The organism is Paenibacillus sp. YPG26 (genome assembly GCF_023704175.1).
In the GTDB taxonomy this organism is placed as follows: domain Bacteria; phylum Bacillota; class Bacilli; order Paenibacillales; family Paenibacillaceae; genus Fontibacillus.
On the sequence record NZ_CP084530.1, the window covers coordinates 1,674,922 to 1,697,815 of the forward strand.

The window sequence follows — 22,894 nt, forward strand, 5'->3', positions numbered from 1 at the left end:
ATGCAGACAAGCTGAACTGCTATTAGAGCGTTTCAGCTTGTTGATTGTACAGCTTGATTTCAAAAGTGGTTCTGCCGGCAGCGCTTAACAGATGCAGTTCTCCGCCGTGCAGTTCAACGGCCTTCTTGGCAATGGATAGCCCGAGTCCAGTCCCTCCATCGCTTGTCCTTGCCGCATTCCCCCGGACAAAAGGATCAAAGAGGGTGTCCCGGATAGATTCAGGAATTCCAATCCCATCATCGCTAATCTTGAGACTGATAGTATCCCGCATTTGAGTTAATTCAATGTCTACCGAGGTTCCCGCGGGATTGTATTTGAGCGCATTTACTAGCAGATTGGATACGGCCCTGCTCATCATAGTAGGGTGGAGACGGATAGAAATCTCCTCCGCTGGGATGGATAGGCTCAAATTAAAGTGTTTTTGCTCAAATTGATCATAATTCTCTGCTGCAATCTCACGAACCAGTTCACCCAAATCGGTGTATTGAAACTCTCCCGTCCATGGATAATCTGGGGTATCCAGTTTGGATAATTCGAACAAATCCTCGATTAGCTCCGTCATTAATTTCGCCTTTGTATGGATCAAATTCAGATACTTTATTCTTTTCTCCTCATTATCAGCCAGACCAAGCAGCAAAGCGCTGGCGTAGCCCTGAATTGTTGTAATAGGAGTCTTCAGATCATGCGAGATATCTAGCAGCATGCGCTGTTTGCTCATCTTTAACGTCTGATTGGCCTGCTCCGTATCCTGTAGATGTTCAGCCATTTCGTTAAAGCATTCTTGAATGGTGGTCAGCTCCTCATTGGACCTGAATGCCAGGCGCTGATCGTAATTTCCTTCCTTCATATGCTTGATGGCTGCTGAGATCTGCTCCAGAGGAATGGTTAGGCGCGAAGAAGTCCACCTGCTGTAAATATATGCACTAAGCACAGACAGAAGAAGAATTCCATAAAAGCTACTGGTAAGCGTAATTGAAACACTGTTAGGAGGCTGAAGCAGCTTCAGCTCTGAGTGGCCCATCTCTCTTGGTATCACAACTAGACATATCAAGCTGGCACCTTGATTGGACCGGAATGGGGCTATGGAGTACAAATAGGATCCCTTTTGCCCGGAATACATCATGGACATCATCTCTTCTGTGGAATATTGGGTTCGCTTGTCCCGCTTATTTCCTATAATGTAGATAAGTGCCCGCTGATTATCCAGGATTTCAACCCACCCTCCCGACTCCTCAATCGCTTTGGAATCAATAGAGGTATAATCGGCTTTGACAATAAGGGAAGCATCAACTGGGTCGTCAAAATATTTACTTGAGAAGCCCCCAGAGAAGAGTTGGACAAATAAATAGATAATCCCGAGTGTTAGAGCAAAGAACAGATAAGACTTAACCAGCGAGTGAAATAAGCGCCCCCTCTTTCTCACAGGAAATCTTCCTTCTTGGCGAACTTGTATCCAAGTCCACGTATAGTCTTGATATAGACAGGCTGCCTGGGGTCTTCCTCAATCTTATCGCGTAGCCTCGAAATATGAACCATAACTGTGTTGTCATCCTTCCAATAAGGATCACTCCATACCTTCTCGAACAGCTGCTTCTTCGTAAATACACGCCCGGGTGCCTCCATAAAGGTCTTAAGCAGCTTGTATTCTGTAGATGTCAGCTCTATTTCATTCCCTTCTAGCGTCAAGGCGCAGGACTCCAAATGAAGTCTCAGCCGACCAACGGAAAGGGCAGCAAGTGGAGCTGAAGAGACAGGAAGGGCGTCATTGAAGTCATAGGCTCTTCGAACCTGGGCTTGAATACGGGCTACAACTTCAAGGGGATTAAATGGCTTGACTATGAAATCATCTGCTCCTAGACCAAGTCCAAGGATCTTGTCACTATCCTGATTTTTGGCTGAGAGAAAAATAATCGGCATTTTATAAACCGAACGGATCTGCTTAACCAGCTGATAACCGTCCTGAACTGGCATCATTATGTCAATTACAGCCAGGTCGATTTGTTCGGACTGAACAATCTCCCACGCTTGCATGCCGTCATAAGCTTCCAGAACACGGTAGTTGTCTCTCTCCAGGAACAGCTTCAACAGCTCTACAATATCAGGCTGATCATCAACAATTAAAATGGTGGGATTCATGACTATAGCCTCCAGTGGGTATAACATTAAGCTTCTAGCTTCTTAAGTCATGTAATTCTATTTACAGCGGCCGAATCCTGTTCGGATAAAGGAATGTAAGTTTATTTTAAGATTAAGACCATATGAAGTGCAAAAAAAAGCAGGCAGGCCCGGATCGGACGCTGTCTGCTCAGAGACCTCTGTATTCTAGATACGGCAAATTTGGTGTGGACATAATTCACAGTGGCAAATATCCTGCAGCATGACCAGATCCTTAATAATGATTAATCCGTTCTCATACTCAAGGGCGTCCTTCCTGCGCAGATCACTGAGCATCCGGTTCACACTTTCCCGAGTGGCCCCAATCATATTCGAGAGATCGGTATGAGTGATCTTTTTGTTGATACGGATAGTATTGCCCAGCTTCTCCCCATAAGAATTGCTAAGGCGGATCAAGGTGGAACATAAGGCCCCGGGCTTGCCGTACATCATCAAATCACGGAATTTGGTCTGAGTCAGACGGTGGTGAATCCCCATCCATTTCATAAAGTCAATGGCAAAATCCGCATGCTGGCAAATGATAACCTCCAGATCGCGTTGTTCAATTATCCCGACTTCACTGTCTTCAATTACTTCAGCAGTGAAGCTGAATTTGGATGCGAAGAAGGGATCTGCTTGGCCGACCAGGTCGCCATTTTGATACATATATAAGATAAGCTCCTTACCCTCATCTGTGGACTTTGTTAATTTGATTCGTCCTCTCTTAATGAAGAATAGCTTATCTGCCAAATCTCCTTCCCAGAACAAATGAGATCCGGACGGATAAAATTTATCCTTCATCATTACTAATAGACGGTTAAAATTTTGTTCGGTGAAGCTGTCCGTGTTCCCTTGGGTCAAGGTAGTAGTCATATACTCCTGCATAACTGCTCACTCCTTAGTGGTCCAATTTAGTCATATTCTACCTGGAAGGGACTAAAGGTCCGATCCATTTATATGCCTCAATTATATAGCTAAATCAAACTGTTGAGGGGCTTGTGAGGAGGGCAAAAGTGGCGAATAAACGAACATTGTGATTTTTTTCACTTTAGTTATTTTGTGTGAGAAATATCACAGTATAGCATATCTTACCATGCTAAGATGAATGCGTAGAGAGAAGGACAACAAACGAGCGGTTTTGAGATTAATACTCTTGTGAAAATATTCACGATTAGTTAATCCTTTAATTCCCGCTCAGCTAAATAATAGGAGGATGAGAGTAATGGCTGTAAAAACCGAAGTAACTGAACCCGTAAAGCCAACCGCTGAAGAACACATCCAGACATTAATTAACAAAGCAAAGAAAGCAACTGACGCATTTATGAAGATGGATCAGGAGCAGATCGACAATATCGTTCAAGCCATGGCTCTAGCCGGCATGGATAAGCACATGTACCTGGCTAAGCTCGCCATTGAAGAGACTGGACGCGGCGTCTATGAAGACAAAATTATTAAGAATATGTTCGCTACCGAATATATCTACCATAGTATCAAGAATAACAAAACTGTAGGTGTAATCGAAGATAATCAATACGATAACTTCCAGAAGATTGCTGAACCTGTTGGTATTATCATGGGGATCACACCTGTTACGAATCCAACTTCAACAACCATCTTCAAAGCCCTGATTGCCATCAAGACTCGTAACCCTATTATCTTCGGGTTCCACCCGTCTGCACAAGGCTGTTGTACAGAAACAGCGCAGATCCTGCTCAAAGCAGCAGTAGAGAACGGTGCTCCTGCAGACTGCATTCAATGGATTGAAGCTCCTTCCATGGATAAGACCAATGCCCTGATGAATCACCCTGACGTGGCCTTGATTCTTGCCACAGGCGGATCAGCAATGGTTAGAGCAGCATACAGCTGTGGTAAGCCGGCACTTGGTGTAGGTCCTGGTAACGTACCTTGCTTCATTGAGAAGAGCGCCGATATCGACCAGGCTGTGAATGACCTGATCTTGTCCAAGACGTTTGACAACGGCATGATTTGTGCTTCCGAGCAAGCAGTAATCATTGAAGAACCAATCTTCGATCAAGTGAAGAAGAAAATGATCGCTAACGGATGTTACTTTGTTAATAAAGAGGAAGCAGCCAAGTTGACAGCTGGGGCCATCATCGCTGATAAATGCGCTGTGAATCCCACTATCGTAGGTCAACCAGCTGTGAAGATCGCTGAAATGTGCGGAATTCAAGTACCGGAAGGAACCAAAATTCTGGTTGCCGAAATTGAAGGTGTAGGCACCAAGTACCCGCTGTCTGCTGAGAAGCTTAGCCCGGTACTCGCTTGTTACAAAGTAAACAGTGCACAGCAAGGTATCGACCGCGCAGCTGAGATTGTCGCATTTGGCGGTATGGGTCACTCTTCGGTTATTCACTCGAACAACGAAGAAGTAATTCAGAAGTACTCTGATCGTATGCCAACTTGCCGGATTCTGGTGAATCAGCCATCTTCGCAAGGCGGTATCGGAGATATCTACAATACCAACCTTCCATCGCTTACACTCGGCTGCGGTTCGTATGGACGGAATTCTACTTCCTCGAACGTAACAGCGGTGAACTTAATCAACGTGAAAAGGGTGAATCGTCGTACCGTGAATATGCAATGGTTCAAAGTACCTTCCAAAGTCTATTTTGAAAAAGGCGCAACTCAGTATCTTGCCAAAATGCCTGATATCTCACGTGTATTGATTGTTACAGACCCAATGATGGTGAAGCTGGGTTATGTTGAAAGAGTGGAACACTACCTGCGTCAACGTGAGACCCCGGTTGCTGTTGAAGTATTCTCACAAGTTGAACCGGATCCATCGACTACTACGGTACAACGCGGTACAGAACTGATGAATCAATTCCAGCCTGACTGCATCATCGCCCTTGGTGGTGGATCCCCAATGGATGCTGCCAAAGGAATGTGGTTGTTCTACGAATATCCAGATACTGACTTTAACAACCTGAAGCAAAAATTCATGGATATCCGTAAACGGATCTACAAATACCCGCGTCTTGGCCAAAAAGCTCAGTTCGTAGCTATTCCAACAACATCGGGTACAGGTTCGGAAGTGACTTCATTCGCGGTTATCACTGATAAAGAGAATGGCAATACGAAATATCCATTGGCTGATTATGAGCTGACACCAGATGTTGCGATTATCGATCCAGAATTCGTATACAGCTTGCCTAAAGTGGCTGTAGCCGACACAGGTATGGACGTGCTTACCCATGCGATTGAAGCTTATGTATCTGTAATGGCTAGTGACTATACAGACGGTCTTGCGATCAAAGCTATCCAACTCGTATTCGAATGGCTGGAGAAATCGGCTCTGACTGGAGACAAATTGGCCCGTGAGAAAATGCATAACGCTTCGACTCTTGCCGGTATGGCGTTCGCAAATGCATTCCTCGGTATCAACCACAGCTTGGCCCACAAATGGGGAGGTCAGTACCACACTGCTCACGGCCGGACTAACGCGATCTTGATGCCGCACGTCATTCGCTATAATGCGAAGAAACCAACGAAGTTTGCTGCTTTCCCTAAATACACCAACTTCGTGGCTGATCAACGCTATGCGGAGATTGCGCGTATTCTGGGACTGCCAGCTCGTACAACTGAAGAAGGCGTGAAGAGCCTGATCAACGCCATTCGCGATTTGAACAAGAAGCTGGGAATCCCCGAATCGTTCCAGGAACTTGGATTCGATCCTAAAGACTTTGAGAGCAGAGTTGAATACCTGGCAGATCGTGCATTTGAAGACCAATGTACAACAGCTAACCCTAAGCTGCCGCTTGTGAAGGAATTAGCTGAAGTATACAGAGACGCTTTCTACGGCAGATTTGAATAAGGAAGCCTAAGTTAATAGCACGCTGAAAACGGAGTGACAAATATCACCGAAAGAGTGATATTTGTCACATCCTTTTTACGGCAGATCTCCTATGATAAGAGTATAAAGAGTCCCAGTTAGAAAGGGATAGGGGCAGAGAGGGAATCACAGAAAGCACTTTGTTGACACCTGTTGTGAAAATTATCACAATTTACGTATTGTACAAACTTAGTGATCTCGCATGTTCCTGCTGGCATCAAAATTAATGTGATGGAGGGAATTATCATGTCGGTTATCGAGAGAGAAGTGCAGCCGGTAAAACTGGTACAATCCGGATGGAGAAGCTTCAAGAAAGGGAAATGGCAAAAAGAAGTCAATGTTCGCAATTTCATTGATGATAACATTAACCCATACCATGGCCGGGAAGATTTCTTGCAAGGTGCCACACAGAATACGAAGGAATTGTGGGACATCGTCTCCGATTTGACCAAGAAGGAACGGGATAACGGCGGCGTTCTTGATGTAGACGTGAATACCCCATCTACTATCATTTCCCATCAACCAGGTTATTTGGATAAAGAAAAAGAACAAATTGTCGGCGTTCAGACAGACGCTCCGTTCAAACGTTCCATTCAGCCGTTCGGCGGGATCCGGATGATGATTGATGCGTGTGAGGCTTATGGTTTCAAAATGCCTGAAGAAGTTATTAATATATTCAATGGAATTCGGAAGACTCATAACCAAGGCGTATTCGATGCCTATACCTCCGAGATGAGAGCAGCGCGCAAAGCGGGGATCATTACAGGTCTACCAGATGCATACGGCCGTGGCCGTATTATTGGGGACTACCGCAGAGTCGCCCTGTATGGCGTGGATTTCCTTGTTATTCAGAAGAAATATGAACTAAATCAATTGGAGCTTGATGTGATTGACGAGGATGTTATCCGTCTACGCGAAGAGCTGTCTGAACAGATTCGTGCTCTAGGGGAGCTTAAAGCTCTGGCTGAAATGCATGGATTTGATATCTCCAAGCCTGCTAATAACGCGAAAGAGGCATTCCAATGGGTCTATTTCGGTTATCTGGCAGCAATTAAAGAACAGAATGGTGCCGCTATGTCCCTGGGCCGCGTGTCTTCCTTCCTTGATATCTACATTGAACGGGATCTAGCTGAAGGCACATTAACAGAAGAACAAGCTCAGGAATTGGTGGACCATTTCGTTATGAAGCTGCGTATTGTGAAATTCCTGCGTACGCCGGACTACAATGATCTATTCAGTGGCGACCCTACCTGGGTGACAGAGTCTATCGGGGGTATGGCGGATAATGGGCAGACAAGAGTAACTAAGAACAGCTTCCGGTTCCTGCATACGCTCTATAACCTGGGACCTGCTCCAGAGCCTAACCTGACTGTGCTGTGGTCTGATAAGCTGCCTGAAGGCTTCAAGAAATTCTGTGCCAAAGTATCCATTGAGACCAGCTCCATTCAATATGAAAATGACGACTTGATGCGTCCGATCTATGGTGACGATTATGGAATTGCCTGCTGTGTATCCGCTATGGAGATCGGTAAGCAAATGCAATTCTTCGGTGCCCGTGCGAACCTTGCCAAAGCATTGCTGTACGCAATTAATGGTGGTAAAGATGAGAAGTCCGGCGCTCAAGTGGGTCCAGAATATCCTGCAATTACAGCAGAAGTTCTTGATTATGCAGAAGTAATGAAACGGTTCAAGCCAATGATGGAATGGTTGGCTAAGCTCTACATGAATACGCTCAATGTTATTCACTATATGCACGATAAATACAGCTATGAGCGGATCGAAATGGCACTGCATGACCGGGATATTCTCCGGACTATGGCTTGCGGTATCGCAGGACTATCCGTCGCAGCAGACTCCCTTAGTGCCATTAAATACGCTAAAGTAAAGCCAGTTCGTAATGAGAATGGGATTGCGGTTGATTTTGAGATCGAGGGAGACTTCCCTTGCTACGGTAACAATGATGATCGCGTCGATCAAATTGCTGTTGAGCTGGTTGAGCTGTTCATGGGCATGATCCGCAAGCATAAGGCTTACCGGAACGCAATGCCGACACAGTCCGTGCTTACCATCACATCCAACGTGGTATACGGCAAGAAGACGGGAACTACACCGGATGGACGTAAAGCCGGGGAACCGTTCGCACCAGGGGCCAACCCGATGCATGGACGTGACAAGAAAGGCGCACTTGCTTCCTTAAGTTCTGTGGCCAAGCTACCATATGAGCACAGTCTGGACGGTATATCCAATACATTCTCCATTGTTCCTAAGGCTTTAGGCAAAGAAGCCGAGGTTCGCAAATCCAACCTCGTATCCATGATGGACGGTTATTTCGGCAGCGGGGCGCATCATCTTAATGTCAATGTCTTCGACCGTGAACAACTTATGGATGCGATGAATCACCCAGAGAACTACCCACAACTGACTATCCGGGTATCTGGATATGCGGTCAACTTCATTAAGCTGACTCGTGAACAACAGCTCGATGTGATTAACCGTACCTTCCACGGTACAATGTAAGGCGCAATGTCGAGATATAGTTAGATAATTATCAGCTGCAGCCTCTGCAGAAAGGAATGAGACAAATCATGCTTACAGGTCATATTCACTCACTAGAAACGTTCGGAACGGTAGATGGCCCGGGGATACGGTTCGTCCTCTTCATGCAAGGCTGTCTGCTGAAATGCAAATACTGCCATAACCCGGATACCTGGAACTTGGCTGGCGGCCAAGACATGCAGCTTGAAGAGGTGCTTGCCGAAATTGAGCCATATATCAATTACTATCGTTCTTCAGGTGGCGGATTAACCGTATCTGGGGGAGAAGCGACGCTGCAGGCTCATTTCGTAACCGAGCTGTTCCGCGAAGTGAAGCAGCGGTGGGGGCTTCATACAACTCTGGATACCAACGGTTACAATGAAGGGGATAAGATCAAGGATCTGCTTGATGTAACAGATCTTGTGCTGCTCGACTTGAAGCACATAGATAACGATAAGCATATCGAACTAACAGGGAAGCCCAATGATCGGATGCTTCATATGGCGGAGTGGCTGTCTGAGCATAATAAGAGCATGTGGATCAGACACGTTCTGGTTCCAGGCATTAACGATGATCAGGAAGACTTACTGCGACTCGGCCGTTTCATAGGGACACTTAGCGGGGTAGAGAAATTTGAAATTCTTCCTTATCACCAAATGGGTGTATATAAATGGGAAGCTATGAACTGGAAGTATCCGCTTGAGAATGTACCTTCTCCAACGGATGACGAGGTTCAAAGGGCGTACCAGCTGGTGGCTGAAGGAATAACCCAGAGCCCTATGCATGTTGGCAGTTGACCACCGTCAACTGACCTGGGCACAGCGCTTGGGAGCCCTGCAGAGAGCTAGAACCTTATAAGCAGCGTGAGAATCAGGATCCTTAGATGCTGGATCTCACGCTGTTTGTTATTCAATCCCTCAAGTAGGGGGGAATGAAACTGTGAAAGGTCAACGGATAGTGAATAGTCTCTCTACGGGCCGTAAGTGAGGCTGTCAGTTAAATATTCGCTGGGGATTCATGCACGGACTTCATTAGTCATGATGGGTGTAGAACGGAGCGCACTCCTACATGGTAGGACCGTGATTGACTCAGGTATCTTTTTACGGCATTATGGGAGATAGACAGATTTGTCAGGGCAGGAGGAAGAATACATGCTGTCGACAGACCAGATTATTGGAGTTATGTCGAGTCAAGGGCTTCGGATTACAGATCAGAGGAAGACCCTGGCTAAATTATTTGCCGAAACCGAAGGATATCTGACACCCAAAGATGTCTATGATTATATGTGTAAGAAATACAGCGGACTAAGCTTTGATACCGTCTACCGCAATCTGCGGGTAATGGAAGAGCTAGGTGTGATCGAGCAGATCGTGTTTGAAGACGGGCTCAAATTCAAGGGTGGCTGCAGCGAGGTACATCACCATCATCATATGATTTGTCTGCAATGTGAGAAGACTTATCCCATTCATTTCTGCCCCATGTCATTCGCTGATACACCAGAGCAATTCCAGGTGGTTAAGCACAAATTTGAAGTATTCGGTTATTGCAGAGACTGCCAGGCGGCCAAGCAGGATTCCTGTGAAGCTCAGCCTAAGGAATAGACAAGATGTCCATTACGCGCAAAGTTGTTCAATCTCCTATCCATGTGTACCGGAAATTCATCTCTCCGCTCAAGCCGCCCACCTGCCGCTTCTATCCCAGCTGCTCGGCCTATGCGCTTGAAGCGATAGAAGTCCATGGAGCTCTGAAGGGGTCCTGGCTTGCCGCGAGACGGATTGCGAAATGTCATCCGTTTCATCCCGGAGGGCTTGATCCGGTTCCACCGCGGCATGAAGATGTTCACCTTCAAGAGAAGACCTAGCTTGACATCGTATATTACTTTTCATATATTTTAAATATATACATTTCCTAAGAATGGATAAGTACGAAGCAGCCAGCCAGTACAGAGAGCCGGAGGAAGCTGGGAACCGGTCTGGAGGGACTTTGGAAGATGGTCCGGGAGGAACTTCTTTCGAGCTGGCGGGCATGCCCCGCAGTAAGGGAGAGGCGCTGATCCAGCGTTAACGGAGCGTCTATTTAGACGGTAATGAGCCCGGGTGGTCAGTTTGTCCGGGGAAATTGGGTGGTAACACGTGAGATCTCTCTCGTCCCATTAGGGGACGGGAGTTTTTTGTTTTTTTGCTGGTGAATGAGACTTAGAAATGGAATATTCCGTGTTGAGATTTACAATCCAGAAGGAGGATGACTGATGTCTGACAAGAAAACTTTTTACCTGACCACACCGATCTACTATCCAAGCGATAAGCTGCATATTGGCCATGCCTACACCACGGTAGCCGGGGACGCAATGTCCCGCTATAAGCGGCTGCGTGGATACGATGTAAGATTCCTCACAGGTACCGACGAGCATGGTCAGAAGATCGAGCAGAAGGCACAGGAGAAGGGGATGACTCCCCAGCAGTTCGTTGATGAGATCGTAGCAGGCATCAAGGAGCTATGGAGGAAGCTGGATATCTCCAACGATGATTTCATTCGTACAACTGACGAGAAGCATAAGCAGATTGTGCAGGATATCTTCGACCGTCTGCTTCAGAAGGGGGATATCTACAAAGGGGAATACGAAGGCTGGTACAGCATCCCGGATGAGACTTACTATACCGAGACCCAGCTGGTTGATGTGGTGCGGGATGAGAAAGGGAACATCCAAGGGGCCAAAAGCCCGGACAGCGGGCACCCGGTTGAACTGGTGAAGGAAGAGTGTTATTTCTTCAGAATGAGCAGTTATGCGGATAGATTGCTTCAGTATTATGAGGAGAATCCCGATTTCATTCAGCCGGAGTCCCGGAAGAACGAGATGATTAACAATTTCATCAAGCCAGGGCTTGAAGATCTGGCGGTATCCCGTACAACTTTTGAATGGGGAGTTAAAGTCAAAGGGGATCCGAAGCATGTGGTCTATGTATGGATCGATGCGCTCTCTAACTATATTACCGCACTGGGTTATGGCACTGATAATCCCGAGCTCTATAACCGGTATTGGCCGGCAGATGTACATCTGGTAGGGAAGGAGATTGTCCGCTTCCACTCCATTTATTGGCCAATTATGCTTATGGCACTTGATATTCCGCTGCCGAAGAAAGTGTTCGGCCATGGATGGCTGCTGATGAAGGATGGCAAAATGTCCAAGTCCAAAGGCAATGTGGTGGATCCGAACACCCTGATCGACCGCTATGGTCTGGATGCAACGAGATATTATCTGCTGCGCGAGGTGCCTTTTGGGTCAGATGGCCAGTTCACACCGGAGAGCTTTGTTGAACGGATCAATTCAGATCTGGCGAACGACCTCGGGAATCTGCTGAATCGGACAGTAGCTATGGTAAATAAATATTTCGATGGGGTTCTGCCTGCCTACGTGCCAAATGTGACCGCCTTCGATCAGGAGCTTACTGCTGCTGCCAAGGCGGCAGTAGACAAAGTTGAGGAGGTTATGGAGAAGCTTGAGTTCTCCATCGCCCTTACCGCAATCGGTCAGTTCGTCAGCCGGACGAACAAATATATCGATGAGACCCAGCCTTGGGCCTTGGCCAAGGAAGAATCGAAGCGTGAGGAGCTTGCGTCCGTGATGGTGCATCTCGTCGAGTCTCTGCGCATTGCTTCCATTCTGCTCCAGCCATTCCTGACTCAGGCCCCGGCAAAAATCTGGGCTCAGCTCGGAATTGCCGAGGGAGAGCTTACCGCATGGGATAGTTCCAAATCCTACGGGCTGATTCCTGCTGGTACAAAGCTCGGCCAAGGAGAGCCAATTTTCCCTCGTCTTGATAGTGCCGAGGAAGTTGCTTATATTGTTCAGGCTATGGCTGGAAGCACCGCGGCATTTGCTGCAGCGGAGCAAGAGCAAGCACCAGCTGGCGGAGCCAAGGACGTCCTGGAGGCGGCACCCGCACCAGAACTCAAGGAAGAGATCAGCATTGATGAGTTCGCTAAGGTTGAGCTTCGCGTTGGCCAGGTCATCTCAGCGGAAGCAGTTGCCAAGGCTGATAAGCTGCTTAAGCTGCAGCTTGATCTTGGATTTGAACAAAGACAGGTTGTATCAGGAATCGCTAAGTTCTATAAGCCTGAAGAACTGGTAGGACGCAAGGTTATCGTGGTGACCAACCTGAAGCCGGTGAAGCTGCGCGGCGAGCTGTCACAGGGTATGATCCTTGCTGCATCGCAGGGAGACCAGCTGACACTGGCTACGGTTCCAGATAGTATGCCGAATGGCGCTGTCGTGAAATAAGAAATTTCGTATTAATTGCAAGGGCCTTCTTCTCTCGTGGAAGAAGGTCTTTTTTTTATTTTACCGGGCACAATGGAACTCGGGGTTGACATTCATTTTGCAGTGCCCCTATAATTCTCTTAGTAATTATTACGAATAGGGAAGGCGAATTCGATGAAACTAAACGCAGGGCGAACCTTAATGGGGCTATTATTTATAATTGTATTGGCAGGCTGCGGCCGTGGAGAGACTAATCAGCTTGTGGAAGGTAAAGTGAATGTAGTTACAAGCTTTTATCCAATCTATGAATTTGCTTCTGCCATTGGAGGAGAGAATGCCAATGTCATTAATCTGCTGCCAACGGGGGTGGAACCCCATGAATGGACTCCTCGCAGCAACGACATCATTACGGCATCCAAAGCTCAGCTGTTCTTCTATAACGGAGCCGGATTGGAAGGGTGGGTACCGAACTTCCTGAAAGGGCTGAGTCAAGACTCTAAAGTAAAGACCGTTGAAGTCAGCAAAGGCATCGCCTTGATTGAAGCCGAGGAAGGCGCAGACGGGCATGATCATGGAGCGGAAGCAGATTCTAACAGCAATGAGCCCGAAGCGCATGAGACGGATCCTCATACTTGGATTAGTCCTAAGTCAGCGATGCAGATCGCGAAGAATATCAAGGATAGTTATGTGCAGGCCGATCCGGCACACACAGCAGATTATGAGTCACGATACGAGAAGCTGGCGGATCAGCTGAAGCAGCTGGATGCGAAGTTCACAAGTGAGCTGTCGAAGACGAATAAAAAAGAAATTGTTGTGTCCCACCAGGCATTTGGCTATCTGTGCCGGGATTATGGTCTGACCCAGCATGCGATTATGGGGCTGTCACCGGATGCGGAGCCAAGGGCCCAGGATATTATTGAACTGACCAAAGTGGTGAAGCAGGAGAATATCAAATATATATTCTTCGAGGAGCTCGTCTCCGACAAGCTTGCTCGTACACTAGCAGGGGAGACGGGCGTTCAGACCCTGGTGCTCAATCCGGTGGAAGGGCTCACCAAGCAGGAAGAACAGAACAAAGATAATTACTTCACTTTAATGGAGAAAAATTTGCAAAATTTAATTCTAGCTTTACAATAAAGATAGATAATCACACGGAAATGGAAGGCGGCCGGTTATGAGTTCAGACAGCGGCAATACTGCACCTTATTGTCATCAGAATATTATTGAAATAGACCATGTATCCTTCTCATACCGGGATCAGAAAGTGATAACAGACCTAAGCTTTACGGCCAAGGAACGTGACTTCGTCGGGGTGCTGGGATCTAACGGCACGGGGAAGACGACTTTGCTCAAAATGATTGTTGGGCTGCTTGCTCCTTCTCAAGGCAGCATTAAGCTGTTCGGCGAACCGATTCAGAAATTTAAGGACTGGGAACGTATTGGATATGTTCCTCAGAAAAATGCATTTAATCCGCTCTTTCCCGCCACCGTGCGGGAAGTTGTGCTTTCAGGCTTATACAGCAACCGGAAGATCTTCCGCCGTATGAGCCGGGCGGACCACCAGAAGTGTGCGGATGCCATGGAAGTCATGCGGATTACAGATATCGCACATAAAAGAATTGGCCAGCTCTCGGGAGGGCAGCAGCAGCGTGTATTCCTGGCCCGGGCCTTGATCAACCACCCGGATCTGCTCATTCTGGATGAGCCGACAGTAGGCATTGATGTGCAGACCCAGGCTGATTTCTTCGAGCTGATCTTCCATATGCATGCTCATCACCATATGACCTTCTTGATGGTATCTCATGATATCGAGATGATTGAAGGGTATCTGGGCAAGGAACCGCGTGACCGCAGCGGCGGCATCAAGTTCCATGTCAGACATTCCCATGATACGGACTGTGAGATTCCGGATTTGCAGCATTCGCTTAACTAGCTTCCATAAGGAGATATGTACATTGGAGATTTTAACAGTTGATTTTTTCCAGAGAGCGCTCGCGGGGGGACTGCTTATCGGAATTACAGCACCGCTTATCGGGATATTCCTTGTGCTGCGCCGTCTGTCGATGATTGGGGATACCCTCGCTCATGTAACCATTGCGGGTGTGGCTCTCGGCTTTCTGATAAATGTGTACCCTATCGCGGTGGGACTTATCTTCGCCATTGTCGCCTCTTTTGCAATTGAGAAGCTGCGCAAGGCGTATCGCGGTTATGCGGAGCTGTCCATTGCGATTATTATGTCCGGTGGTGTGGCTTTGGCCTCTCTATTCTTCACGCTGGGGATGGGTTACAATACCGATGTGGTAAGTTATTTATTCGGGAGCATATATACGCTGGATACAACAGACCTCTATGTAGTTGGCGCGGTTACTGTTGTTGTCGTGCTGGGTATATCGCTATTCTTTAAGGAATTCTTCCTGCTGACGTTCGAGGAGGACGCTGCCGCGGTGAGCGGTCTGCCTGTAAAGTGGCTTAATCTGCTTATTACAGTAATGACAGCTCTTGTTATCAGTACAGCGATCAAGATTGTAGGGGCCCTGCTGGTGTCTGCTCTGATAACCATCCCTGCTGCATGCAGCCTGTTTATTGCCAGAAGCTTCAAGAGCTCGGTGATCTTCTCGGTAGTCATTGCCGAAATTGCTGTTGTTGTCGGCCTGATGGTCGCGGGAATCTGGAATCTGGCTCCTGGCGCCACGATTGTACTGCTTCTGATCGCTATGCTCATTCTTACTTTGCTCGCCAAAAGAGGATTCACTGCCTAATTTGGACTGATTAACAGGAGGAACATATGCCGGATATTAATATTTGGGTTGCTTTTGCGGCCGGGATTGCGTCCTTCATTTCTCCCTGCTGTCTGCCTCTGTACCCCTCGTATCTATCCTATATTACAGGGATGTCTGTACAGACCTTGCGCAACGAGCAGGATAGGCCAAACGTCCGCTTTCGGACGATGACCCACACACTCGCTTTCATACTAGGGTTCTCTGCGGTATTCTACACGCTTGGATTTGGGGCAGGAATGTTCGGGCAGCTATTTAATGAGTACAGGGACCTCATTCGTCAGCTGTCTGCCATCTTAATTATGGTTATGGGTTTATTCTTATTGGGCATATTTCAACCGCAATTTCTGATGAAAGAACGTAAGCTGGAGTTCAAATGGAGGCCAGCCGGATACATAGGTTCATTCATACTTGGAATCGGATTCTCAGCCGGATGGTCTCCCTGTGTGGGACCGATCCTGATGTCCATCATTGCCTTGTCAGCAAGCGCTCCTGGTACATGGATAGGCCTGATCACTGCTTACTCGGTTGGCTTCGCGGTTCCCTTCTTCATACTGGCATTCTTCATCGGCTCAACAAAATGGATTCTTCGTTATTCTGGTCTGATGATGAAGATTGGCGGTGGTGTGATGGTGCTTATGGGAATCCTGCTATTTACTAACCGGATGACCTATATTACCATCTGGCTGCAGGGAATCACGCCGGAATGGTTGAAATTCTAGGTGAAGTAGTCAATCTTGGCATAGGGAAAATGCTCAAAAATTCGCTCTGTGATGAATTCGCGCAGGGCGATTTGCTGTTCATCTGGATACACATATTTGTATTGGCCATAGCGGCCCCACTTTTTCTTGCGCTTTTCCATATCCATCTCAAGCTTGGTTTTTGGATATCTTTTCTCGATTGTTGCTTTTGCGGTCTTGGTGAACCGGTGCTGGATCATCTCAAAGGTCAGATCCTTGACCGGTTCCGCCGGCATAGCCTGGGCTAACTGCCGGAGCAGGTCGGCATAACCCTGTTCCCAGCCATCGTACCAAATGATCGGAGCGATAATGAAGCCCAGGGGATACCCGGCTTTGGCTATTTTGCCTGCAGCTTCAATACGTTCTTCAAAGCTGGATGTAGCGGGTTCGAATTGACGGATCACATAGTCAGAGTTGATGCTGAACCGGATCCGGGTATGACCGGCATGGTTCAAATCCAGGAAAGGTTCCACATGGTGAAATTTGGTCACGAACCTTAGACGTCCGTATTCTTCCCCGGCCATGAAGGTAATAAGCTCCGTCAGGGAACCGGTGATATGCTCCAGGCCTACGGGATCGGAGGTACACGCTGCTTCAAACCGGGTAATTTCCGGAATGCGTTCATCAATGTATTTTTTGGCGGCAGCTATGACATCCCCGGTATTCACATAGACCCTGATGTAGGGCTTAGCCCCGAGGGTGGTCTGCAGATAACAATAATGACAGTGCCCCATACAGCCCGTCGATATCGGAATGGCATATTCCGCTGACGGCTTGGATTGATCGAACTTCAATGTCTTGCGGACTCCAACAACCAGCGTGCGCTTGGCGTTCTTGTACTGCTGCAGCTCGGTGTCTCCGGGAAGCCCGGTTATCCGGTTGTGGGAGGTTGTCATTTTGTAAGGGATGCCCTTAGATTTGACCCAGTTCATAATTTGAATGCCTTTGGGATAATCGAGCGCACCAGGCTCAAAATAGACAAAGTCAGGAACAAAAGGTTTGGTACGGGTCTTGGATTTCACAGGGGGTTCAGCAGTAATTATGGGAGTCATCGTACCCACCTCCAGCTCATTTCGGATATTGTGTATTGTGTGTAGAATGAGTTGATAAGAATCATGGCAATAATAGTACAATGCGCTGCGGCCGCCGCCAGGACTTGCCAAGTCCTCTCAGGAACATGTATCATTACAAGAGCAGGTTTTGTGGCACACAGGCCATTGTGGACATATAGAAATGAGGGAATAACATGCCAACGCCCAGCATGGAGGATTATTTGGAGCGCATCTACAAGCTCATCGATGAGAAGGGATACGCCCGCGTTTCGGATATAGCCGAAGGCTTGGAGGTTCATCCTTCTTCCGTAACGAAGATGATCCAGAAGCTAGACAAGGACGATTATTTGATCTATGAGAAATACAGAGGACTTGTACTGACCAGCAAAGGCAAGAAGGTAGGCAAGCGCCTGGTCGACCGGCATGAGCTGCTGGAGGAGTTCCTTGAAATGATCGGAGTGCAGCAGGAGAACATCTACAAGGATGTTGAGGGAATTGAGCATCATTTAAGCTGGGATTCGATTACCCGGATTGAAACTTTAGTCGAGTTTTTACGTCAGGATAAGCAAAGAATACAGCAGCTTCACGCATTACATGGTGAAGTGATTAGCGATTCGTGAATGAGGCATCTGTCCTTATAGGCAGGTGCTTGTTCTTTTTTTTGGGGAAGCAGCGCTTATGCCCTATGTACTTAACATGGCTGCGAGTGTTGTTTTGCCTGCAAATCTATGATTGTGGGAGGATTAGTAGTGTATGAAGTTACGTAGTTTGTTGATGCTGATGCTGTTGTCGGTGCTGAGTCTGTCGTCCTTGTCTCCATCTGCCCAGGCCAAAGCTTCGCAGATTACCATGCTGCTGGATGGGCAGCCGCTTCGTAGTGACGTGCCTCCATATTTGAAGTCGAACTTCACGATGGTTCCCCTTAGGGTAATTAGCGAGGGATTAGGTGCAAGCGTGAATTGGAACCCTTCCACCAGCACGGCAACCATCTCCAAAGGCTTAGATACCCTGGTGCTTCAGTCAGGAAAAAGATCGGCGAAGGTGAATGGCGCAGCGGTATCTCTGGATGCCACAGTTCAGGTTGTAAGCGGGAGAACCATGGTTCCCCTGCGGTTTGTTGGAGAACATCTGGGTCTACTCGTGAATTGGAATCAGGCTAAGCAGCAGGTTGTGTTGACTACCAAGGATGCCGGGGGAGTGCCTACAGTACCAGTTACACCGCCCGGAACAACCCCTGGGAATACAGACTCGGCACAGCTTCGCGGGGCATGGATATCCACGGTCTATAACCTGGACTGGCCAAGTACCAAATCCTATGGCAGAGAGGATCAGCAGAAGGCCGAGTATACAGCTCTGCTGGATAAGCTTCAGGATACGGGGATTAATGCTGTATTCGTGCAAGTGCGTCCCGCAGCGGATGCAATCTATCCATCTAAGCTTGTGCCATGGTCCCAGTACTTAACAGGCACGCCGGGGAAGGATCCAGGCTACGATCCATTAGCCTTCTTGGTAGAGGAGACACACAGACGCGGAATGAAGTTCCATGCCTGGTTCAATCCGTTCCGGGCCAGCATCCTGACTGATGTCAGCAAGCTGCCTGCGAACAGCACGGCTGTGCAGCATCCGGACAGGATTGTGAAGCAGGGCGGGAAGCTGTATATTAACCCCGGTATTCCGGAAGCCCGCCAGCAAATTATTGATTCCATTATGGAAGTTGTGCAGAATTACAATATTGATGGTGTGCATCTCGATGATTACTTCTATCCTTCGGCAGAAAGCACCAGTGATAAATTCGATGATGACAGCACTTATAAGACCTATAATCCTGCTCAAATTAAGACCAAGGGTGATTGGCGCCGAGCGAATATTAACGGCTTTGTGAGAGACCTCGGGCAGAGCATTCATAAGGTCAAACCTGCCGTTAGCTTTGGGATTAGCCCGTTCGGAGTGTGGCGTAATAAGGCAACTGACTTAACGGGATCGGATACCAAAGCGGGAATAACCGCTTATGACAGCATGTATGCTGATGTCCGTACATGGATTAGGAGCGAATGGATCGATTATGTAGCCCCGCAAGTCTATTGGAGCATGTCGTTCACGAATGCTCGCTATGACAAGCTTGTGGATTGGTGGTCTCAGGAAGTCCGTGGAACAGATGTCCAGTTATATATCGGGCATGCTCCCTACAAGCTGGGAAGTCCAGAGGTAGGCTGGCAGACTGCCCAGGAGATCATTAACCAATTGAACTACAACAAGCAATCTGGTGAAGTGAAAGGAAGCATTTTTTACAGCGCGAAGGATCTCATCAAGAACCCGCTTGGCCTGCTTCCATTGTTGAAGTCTTATTTTCTAACTAATTGATGGTAACGAACTCCGTCTAATGTCATAAACACAGCCCTCATCAACATACATAAGCAGTAGACCGCCCCGTTCCAAGGGGATGGGCCACTCTTGTGCAGGATGGGGGCTGTGTGGTTGTATGCGGATAAATGGAGTGTTTCAAGGCGGGGGTGTCAGAGGGATTTCTCTGGTGGGCGCGGTACGTGCGGCTGAAGTGCATGATTTCAAATTTAACAGATTGGCCGGAACGTCCTCGGGATCTATTATTGCTTCACTATTGGCAGCTGGATATGACGCAGAAGAAATGAAGGAACTCATTCTGGCAACCACGTTCACCAAGTTCTTGAAAAGATCGTTCATCTTCAACACGCCGCTAATTGGACCGGCAGCGCGGATTATGTTAAAGAAGGGCTTGTATGCAGGTGAAGCTCTGGAGGATTGGCTTAGAGAGGTGCTTCTCTATAAGAACATTAGAACATTTAAGGATTTGGAGAAGGGGAAGCTAACGATTATCGCTTCCGATATTACAAGCGGCAAAATTCTCATACTCCCTGATGATTTGCATAAGCTCGGGATCAATCCTGATCAATTCGAGGTCGCCCATGCCGTCAGAATGAGCTGCAGCATTCCTTACTTCTTCGATCCCGTTCTGCTCCGGCTGCCGCCCAAATTATCGCGAGGCAAGGCGTTCAAGGATCAATTTATTCATATCGTGGATGGAGGCCTGCTCAGCAATCTGCCGCTGTGGCTGTTCGATCAGGATGGATTGAAGACTGACGGTGAGAGGATTCCAACGGTAGGCTTTCAGATGGTGGGGAAAAACTCGAACCAGCCGCACCGGGTTGGAGGACCGTTCAGCATGCTTCAGGCGTTATTTGACACCATGTTATCCGCCCATGATGAGCGCTATATTGAGCAGGAGAACCGATACCGTACGGTCAAGGTGCCTATTCTCGGCATTGGCGTGACCCAATTTCACATTACCCATGAAGAAAGCCTGCTGCTTCACGAATCCGGCTTCCGGGCGGGAAGCAAGTTCTTCGGTGACTGGAGTACCCAGCATTACGAAGAGGAATTCGAGAAGTATTGTCAGCAGGCTTTCTGATTCTTCGATAGACTAATGATATTTCGGCTGCTGCCCATCCTCATTCTTACCCTTATTCCCTTCGATGACTTGAAAAGGGTAATGTTTGCGTTTGGGAGCAGCATCTGAACGGCGCTGAGGCGTCGTTTTTGTTATTTTTGCCATCGTTCTGGCAGAAGGCTTCACTTTAGGTGACTTTGAACGGTACTTGGCCGGCGGGAATTTGTAGAGCAGGAACACAGCGGCAACGAGAACAACGGGAATGAGCCAATTTAGGAGCCCGCCTGTAAGCATACTGTTCACAACTCCGATTGCTGCGAGTCCAATAAGGACCCAGAATATGATGGCCTGTTTTCTCATCGATTCATCATCCTTTCACAGGGTCCAGATGGGTACCGAGCGTGGATAGCTCAGCCGAAGGATTCCGTTCCAGTACAGCGTCGAGCTCGCGCATCCGGTTGAAGGAGGCGATAGATACTTCGACTTGATCGTCATTAGGTTCTTTGGTGGTGAGCAGCTGCAGCCATAGCCCCGGGTAGCCTAGATAGCGAAGTACCGGAACATCGCGCAAGGAATTCGTAATACGCAGCATTTCGAACGAGACTCCAATAACTAGGGGCAGAAGCAGCAGGCGGATATATACCCGTTCCCAGATATTATCCCAAGAAAAGAAAGAGTAAATTATTACACCAACAATCACAGTCAGCACCATAAAGCTGCTGCCGCAGCGGTAGTGGAGCCTGCTGTATTTCTGCACATTGGAGACCGTGAGTTCCTCACCAGCTTCATAGGCACTGATTACTTTATGCTCGGCGCCGTGATATTGGAACAACCGCTTAATCATCGGCGTCAGGGAGATTGCCCACAAATAGATGAGAAGAAAAATAATTTTGATTACGCCTTCTAGGAGCGTATGCGCAAATTGACCGCTGAATGTGTTTTTGAACAGGAACTCTTCGATCGCAGCCGGGACTACAGTAAGCACTACTTTACCAAATACAAAAGAAAGAATACCCATGATAGCAACACCGAGGATCATAGTCAGCGAGAAGCCGGATTCCTGTGAAGCTTTCTGCTGCGCTCTCTCTTCTGGACTAAGCTCATCATCGGCCAAAGCCTCTGCGGAATAGTTCAAATGCTTCGATCCCTTGGCACTGGCATCAATAATACTTACAATGCCTCGAAGGAGCGGGATCTTGCGAAGCTGAGTTACCCATTTCTTGTCTCTCTTGGGCACTTCAAGGAAAGTGATCTCTTGATTCTTCCGGCGGACAGCCGTGACGTTCACATGCTTACCACCGAACATAACGCCCTCGATAACGGCTTGGCCGCCATAGATGGCTGGACTTGATTGTTCAGGCAACAACTTCACCTTCCTAAGCTTAGTATTAGATTTGTACAGGAGTCTTCAAATCGTTATATCTTATAAAATCTATTGTATCTAACTTCAGGACTAAATTCTAGTTTTTCGGCTGGTTAGCCTTTTTCAATTTGCACATACTAACTGGGATAAATATAAGTATCAGGAAAATAACCGGAAGGGATGAAGATGCTAATGACAAGGCAGCAAAGACGAAGCGACAATACGGGAGTACTTACAAATCCTTGGTGGTTCGCATTGGAGCTCGGTTTTTTCGCGGGGCTAATCTGGGGGGGCGTTCATGGCTTGTTTTATTTTCTGAGGTTCACCTCGGTGCTTCCCGGATTTCTGGCTGAACCCTTCTTCAAGACTACTTATCTCATGACTCAGCCGGGTTATTATCTGGGCTGGTTATATTTCATCATGTTCTCCATTATTGCGGCCTATCTATATACCTTCATATTGAGAAAGGTACCGGGGCCGTGGCTTGGTATGATCTACGGAATCATGTGGTGGGCCATCATTTACTTGGCAGCCGGACCTGCTCTTTACATGGTGAAGCCATTCAGACAGCTCCATTTAACCACGCATATAAGTGAATTTTGCCTCTTTCTTCTATGGGGGCTGTTTATCGGGTACACAGCCGCATTTGAGTACACAGATGAACGGAAAAGAGAGCCTAAGAAGCTGCTGGACCGGCTCAAAAGTGCTTCTCAAGAATAACCATCCTATGGTAAAATA

20 protein-coding genes and 1 other annotated feature are annotated in these 22,894 nt (G+C 47.7%); of the genes, 14 read left to right on the forward strand and 6 right to left on the reverse strand.

The features are described 5' to 3' along the window. Positions 1 to 22 precede the first annotated feature (22 nt). The 3 genes from LDO05_RS07775 to LDO05_RS07785 all read right to left on the reverse strand — a co-directional run bounded on the left by LDO05_RS07775 (position 23) and on the right by LDO05_RS07785 (position 3,039). Positions 23 to 1,423 carry a HAMP domain-containing sensor histidine kinase gene (locus LDO05_RS07775; protein ID WP_251378273.1) on the reverse strand — a complete coding sequence of 467 codons (1,401 nt, stop codon included), beginning with the start codon at positions 1,421 to 1,423 and terminating at the stop codon, positions 23 to 25. After that, positions 1,420 to 2,136, reverse strand: a complete 717-nt coding sequence (locus LDO05_RS07780) for a response regulator transcription factor (protein ID WP_251378274.1) — start codon at positions 2,134 to 2,136, stop codon at positions 1,420 to 1,422. The genes LDO05_RS07775 and LDO05_RS07780 overlap by 4 nt, the downstream gene beginning before the upstream one ends. A 186-nt stretch (positions 2,137 to 2,322) precedes the next feature. After that, the gene (locus LDO05_RS07785) at positions 2,323 to 3,039 is read right to left on the reverse strand and encodes a Crp/Fnr family transcriptional regulator (RefSeq protein ID WP_251378275.1); all 717 of its coding nucleotides are present in this window, start codon (positions 3,037 to 3,039) and stop codon (positions 2,323 to 2,325) included. A 337-nt stretch (positions 3,040 to 3,376) separates the two neighbouring features. Between LDO05_RS07785 and adhE the strand changes: the two genes are divergently transcribed. The 10 genes from adhE to LDO05_RS07835 all read left to right on the forward strand — a co-directional run bounded on the left by adhE (position 3,377) and on the right by LDO05_RS07835 (position 16,299). Next, positions 3,377 to 5,989, forward strand: coding sequence for a bifunctional acetaldehyde-CoA/alcohol dehydrogenase (gene adhE, locus LDO05_RS07790; RefSeq protein WP_251378276.1), 2,613 nt, complete (start codon positions 3,377 to 3,379; stop codon positions 5,987 to 5,989). A gap of 264 nt (positions 5,990 to 6,253) precedes the next feature. Next, positions 6,254 to 8,524, forward strand: coding sequence for a formate C-acetyltransferase (gene pflB, locus LDO05_RS07795; protein ID WP_251378277.1), 2,271 nt, complete (start codon positions 6,254 to 6,256; stop codon positions 8,522 to 8,524). A gap of 68 nt (positions 8,525 to 8,592) precedes the next feature. Then, positions 8,593 to 9,339 (forward strand): pyruvate formate-lyase-activating protein, encoded by a 747-nt coding sequence (gene pflA, locus LDO05_RS07800; protein WP_251378658.1) that lies wholly within the window; start codon positions 8,593 to 8,595, stop codon positions 9,337 to 9,339. Positions 9,340 to 9,693: 354 nt separating this feature from the next. Beyond that, entirely contained in the window at positions 9,694 to 10,143 is a 450-nt protein-coding gene (locus LDO05_RS07805; protein WP_251378278.1) for a Fur family transcriptional regulator, read from the forward strand. Between the two features lie 5 nt (positions 10,144 to 10,148). Beyond that, positions 10,149 to 10,403 (forward strand): membrane protein insertion efficiency factor YidD, encoded by a 255-nt coding sequence (gene yidD / locus LDO05_RS07810; RefSeq protein ID WP_251378279.1) that lies wholly within the window; start codon positions 10,149 to 10,151, stop codon positions 10,401 to 10,403. A 40-nt stretch (positions 10,404 to 10,443) separates the two neighbouring features. Continuing rightward, positions 10,444 to 10,697 (forward strand) — a binding site (T-box leader). A gap of 93 nt (positions 10,698 to 10,790) precedes the next feature. Further along, complete coding sequence (metG, locus tag LDO05_RS07815; RefSeq protein WP_251378280.1) at positions 10,791 to 12,821, forward strand: methionine--tRNA ligase; 2,031 nt, start codon at positions 10,791 to 10,793, stop codon at positions 12,819 to 12,821. Positions 12,822 to 12,974: 153 nt separating this feature from the next. Further along, positions 12,975 to 13,937 (forward strand): metal ABC transporter substrate-binding protein, encoded by a 963-nt coding sequence (locus LDO05_RS07820; RefSeq protein WP_251378281.1) that lies wholly within the window; start codon positions 12,975 to 12,977, stop codon positions 13,935 to 13,937. Between the two features lie 37 nt (positions 13,938 to 13,974). Next, complete coding sequence (locus LDO05_RS07825; protein WP_251378282.1) at positions 13,975 to 14,733, forward strand: metal ABC transporter ATP-binding protein; 759 nt, start codon at positions 13,975 to 13,977, stop codon at positions 14,731 to 14,733. Between the two features lie 22 nt (positions 14,734 to 14,755). Next, a complete protein-coding gene (locus LDO05_RS07830) occupies positions 14,756 to 15,559 on the forward strand; it encodes a metal ABC transporter permease (protein WP_251378283.1) in 804 nt (267 codons plus the stop codon). A 26-nt stretch (positions 15,560 to 15,585) separates the two neighbouring features. Further along, positions 15,586 to 16,299, forward strand: a complete 714-nt coding sequence (locus LDO05_RS07835) for a cytochrome c biogenesis CcdA family protein (protein ID WP_251378284.1) — start codon at positions 15,586 to 15,588, stop codon at positions 16,297 to 16,299. Here LDO05_RS07835 and splB read toward each other — a convergent pair. Then, positions 16,296 to 17,369: a spore photoproduct lyase gene (gene splB / locus LDO05_RS07840; protein WP_251378285.1), complete on the reverse strand. Its 1,074-nt coding sequence runs from the start codon at positions 17,367 to 17,369 to the stop codon at positions 16,296 to 16,298. The genes LDO05_RS07835 and splB overlap by 4 nt on opposite strands. Positions 17,370 to 17,563: 194 nt before the next feature. On the opposite strand from splB, the gene mntR reads away from it, so the two are divergent. From mntR to LDO05_RS07855, 3 genes are all read left to right on the forward strand, one after another. Next, entirely contained in the window at positions 17,564 to 17,989 is a 426-nt protein-coding gene (gene mntR / locus LDO05_RS07845; RefSeq protein WP_251378286.1) for a transcriptional regulator MntR, read from the forward strand. A gap of 133 nt (positions 17,990 to 18,122) precedes the next feature. Further along, positions 18,123 to 19,730, forward strand: coding sequence for a family 10 glycosylhydrolase (locus LDO05_RS07850; RefSeq protein WP_251378287.1), 1,608 nt, complete (start codon positions 18,123 to 18,125; stop codon positions 19,728 to 19,730). A 118-nt stretch (positions 19,731 to 19,848) separates the two neighbouring features. After that, positions 19,849 to 20,814: a patatin-like phospholipase family protein gene (locus LDO05_RS07855; RefSeq protein ID WP_251378288.1), complete on the forward strand. Its 966-nt coding sequence runs from the start codon at positions 19,849 to 19,851 to the stop codon at positions 20,812 to 20,814. Between the two features lie 12 nt (positions 20,815 to 20,826). Here LDO05_RS07855 and LDO05_RS07860 read toward each other — a convergent pair whose 3' ends face one another. Both LDO05_RS07860 and LDO05_RS07865 read right to left on the reverse strand, forming a co-directional pair. Further along, a complete protein-coding gene (locus tag LDO05_RS07860) occupies positions 20,827 to 21,153 on the reverse strand; it encodes a hypothetical protein (RefSeq protein WP_251378289.1) in 327 nt (108 codons plus the stop codon). Positions 21,154 to 21,160: 7 nt separating this feature from the next. Beyond that, a complete protein-coding gene (locus tag LDO05_RS07865; RefSeq protein ID WP_251378290.1) occupies positions 21,161 to 22,156 on the reverse strand; it encodes a DUF1385 domain-containing protein in 996 nt (331 codons plus the stop codon). A 192-nt stretch (positions 22,157 to 22,348) separates the two neighbouring features. On the opposite strand from LDO05_RS07865, the gene LDO05_RS07870 reads away from it, so the two are divergent. Then, positions 22,349 to 22,876, forward strand: a complete 528-nt coding sequence (locus LDO05_RS07870; RefSeq protein WP_251378291.1) for a YqhR family membrane protein — start codon at positions 22,349 to 22,351, stop codon at positions 22,874 to 22,876. The last annotated feature ends 18 nt before the right edge of the window (positions 22,877 to 22,894 follow it).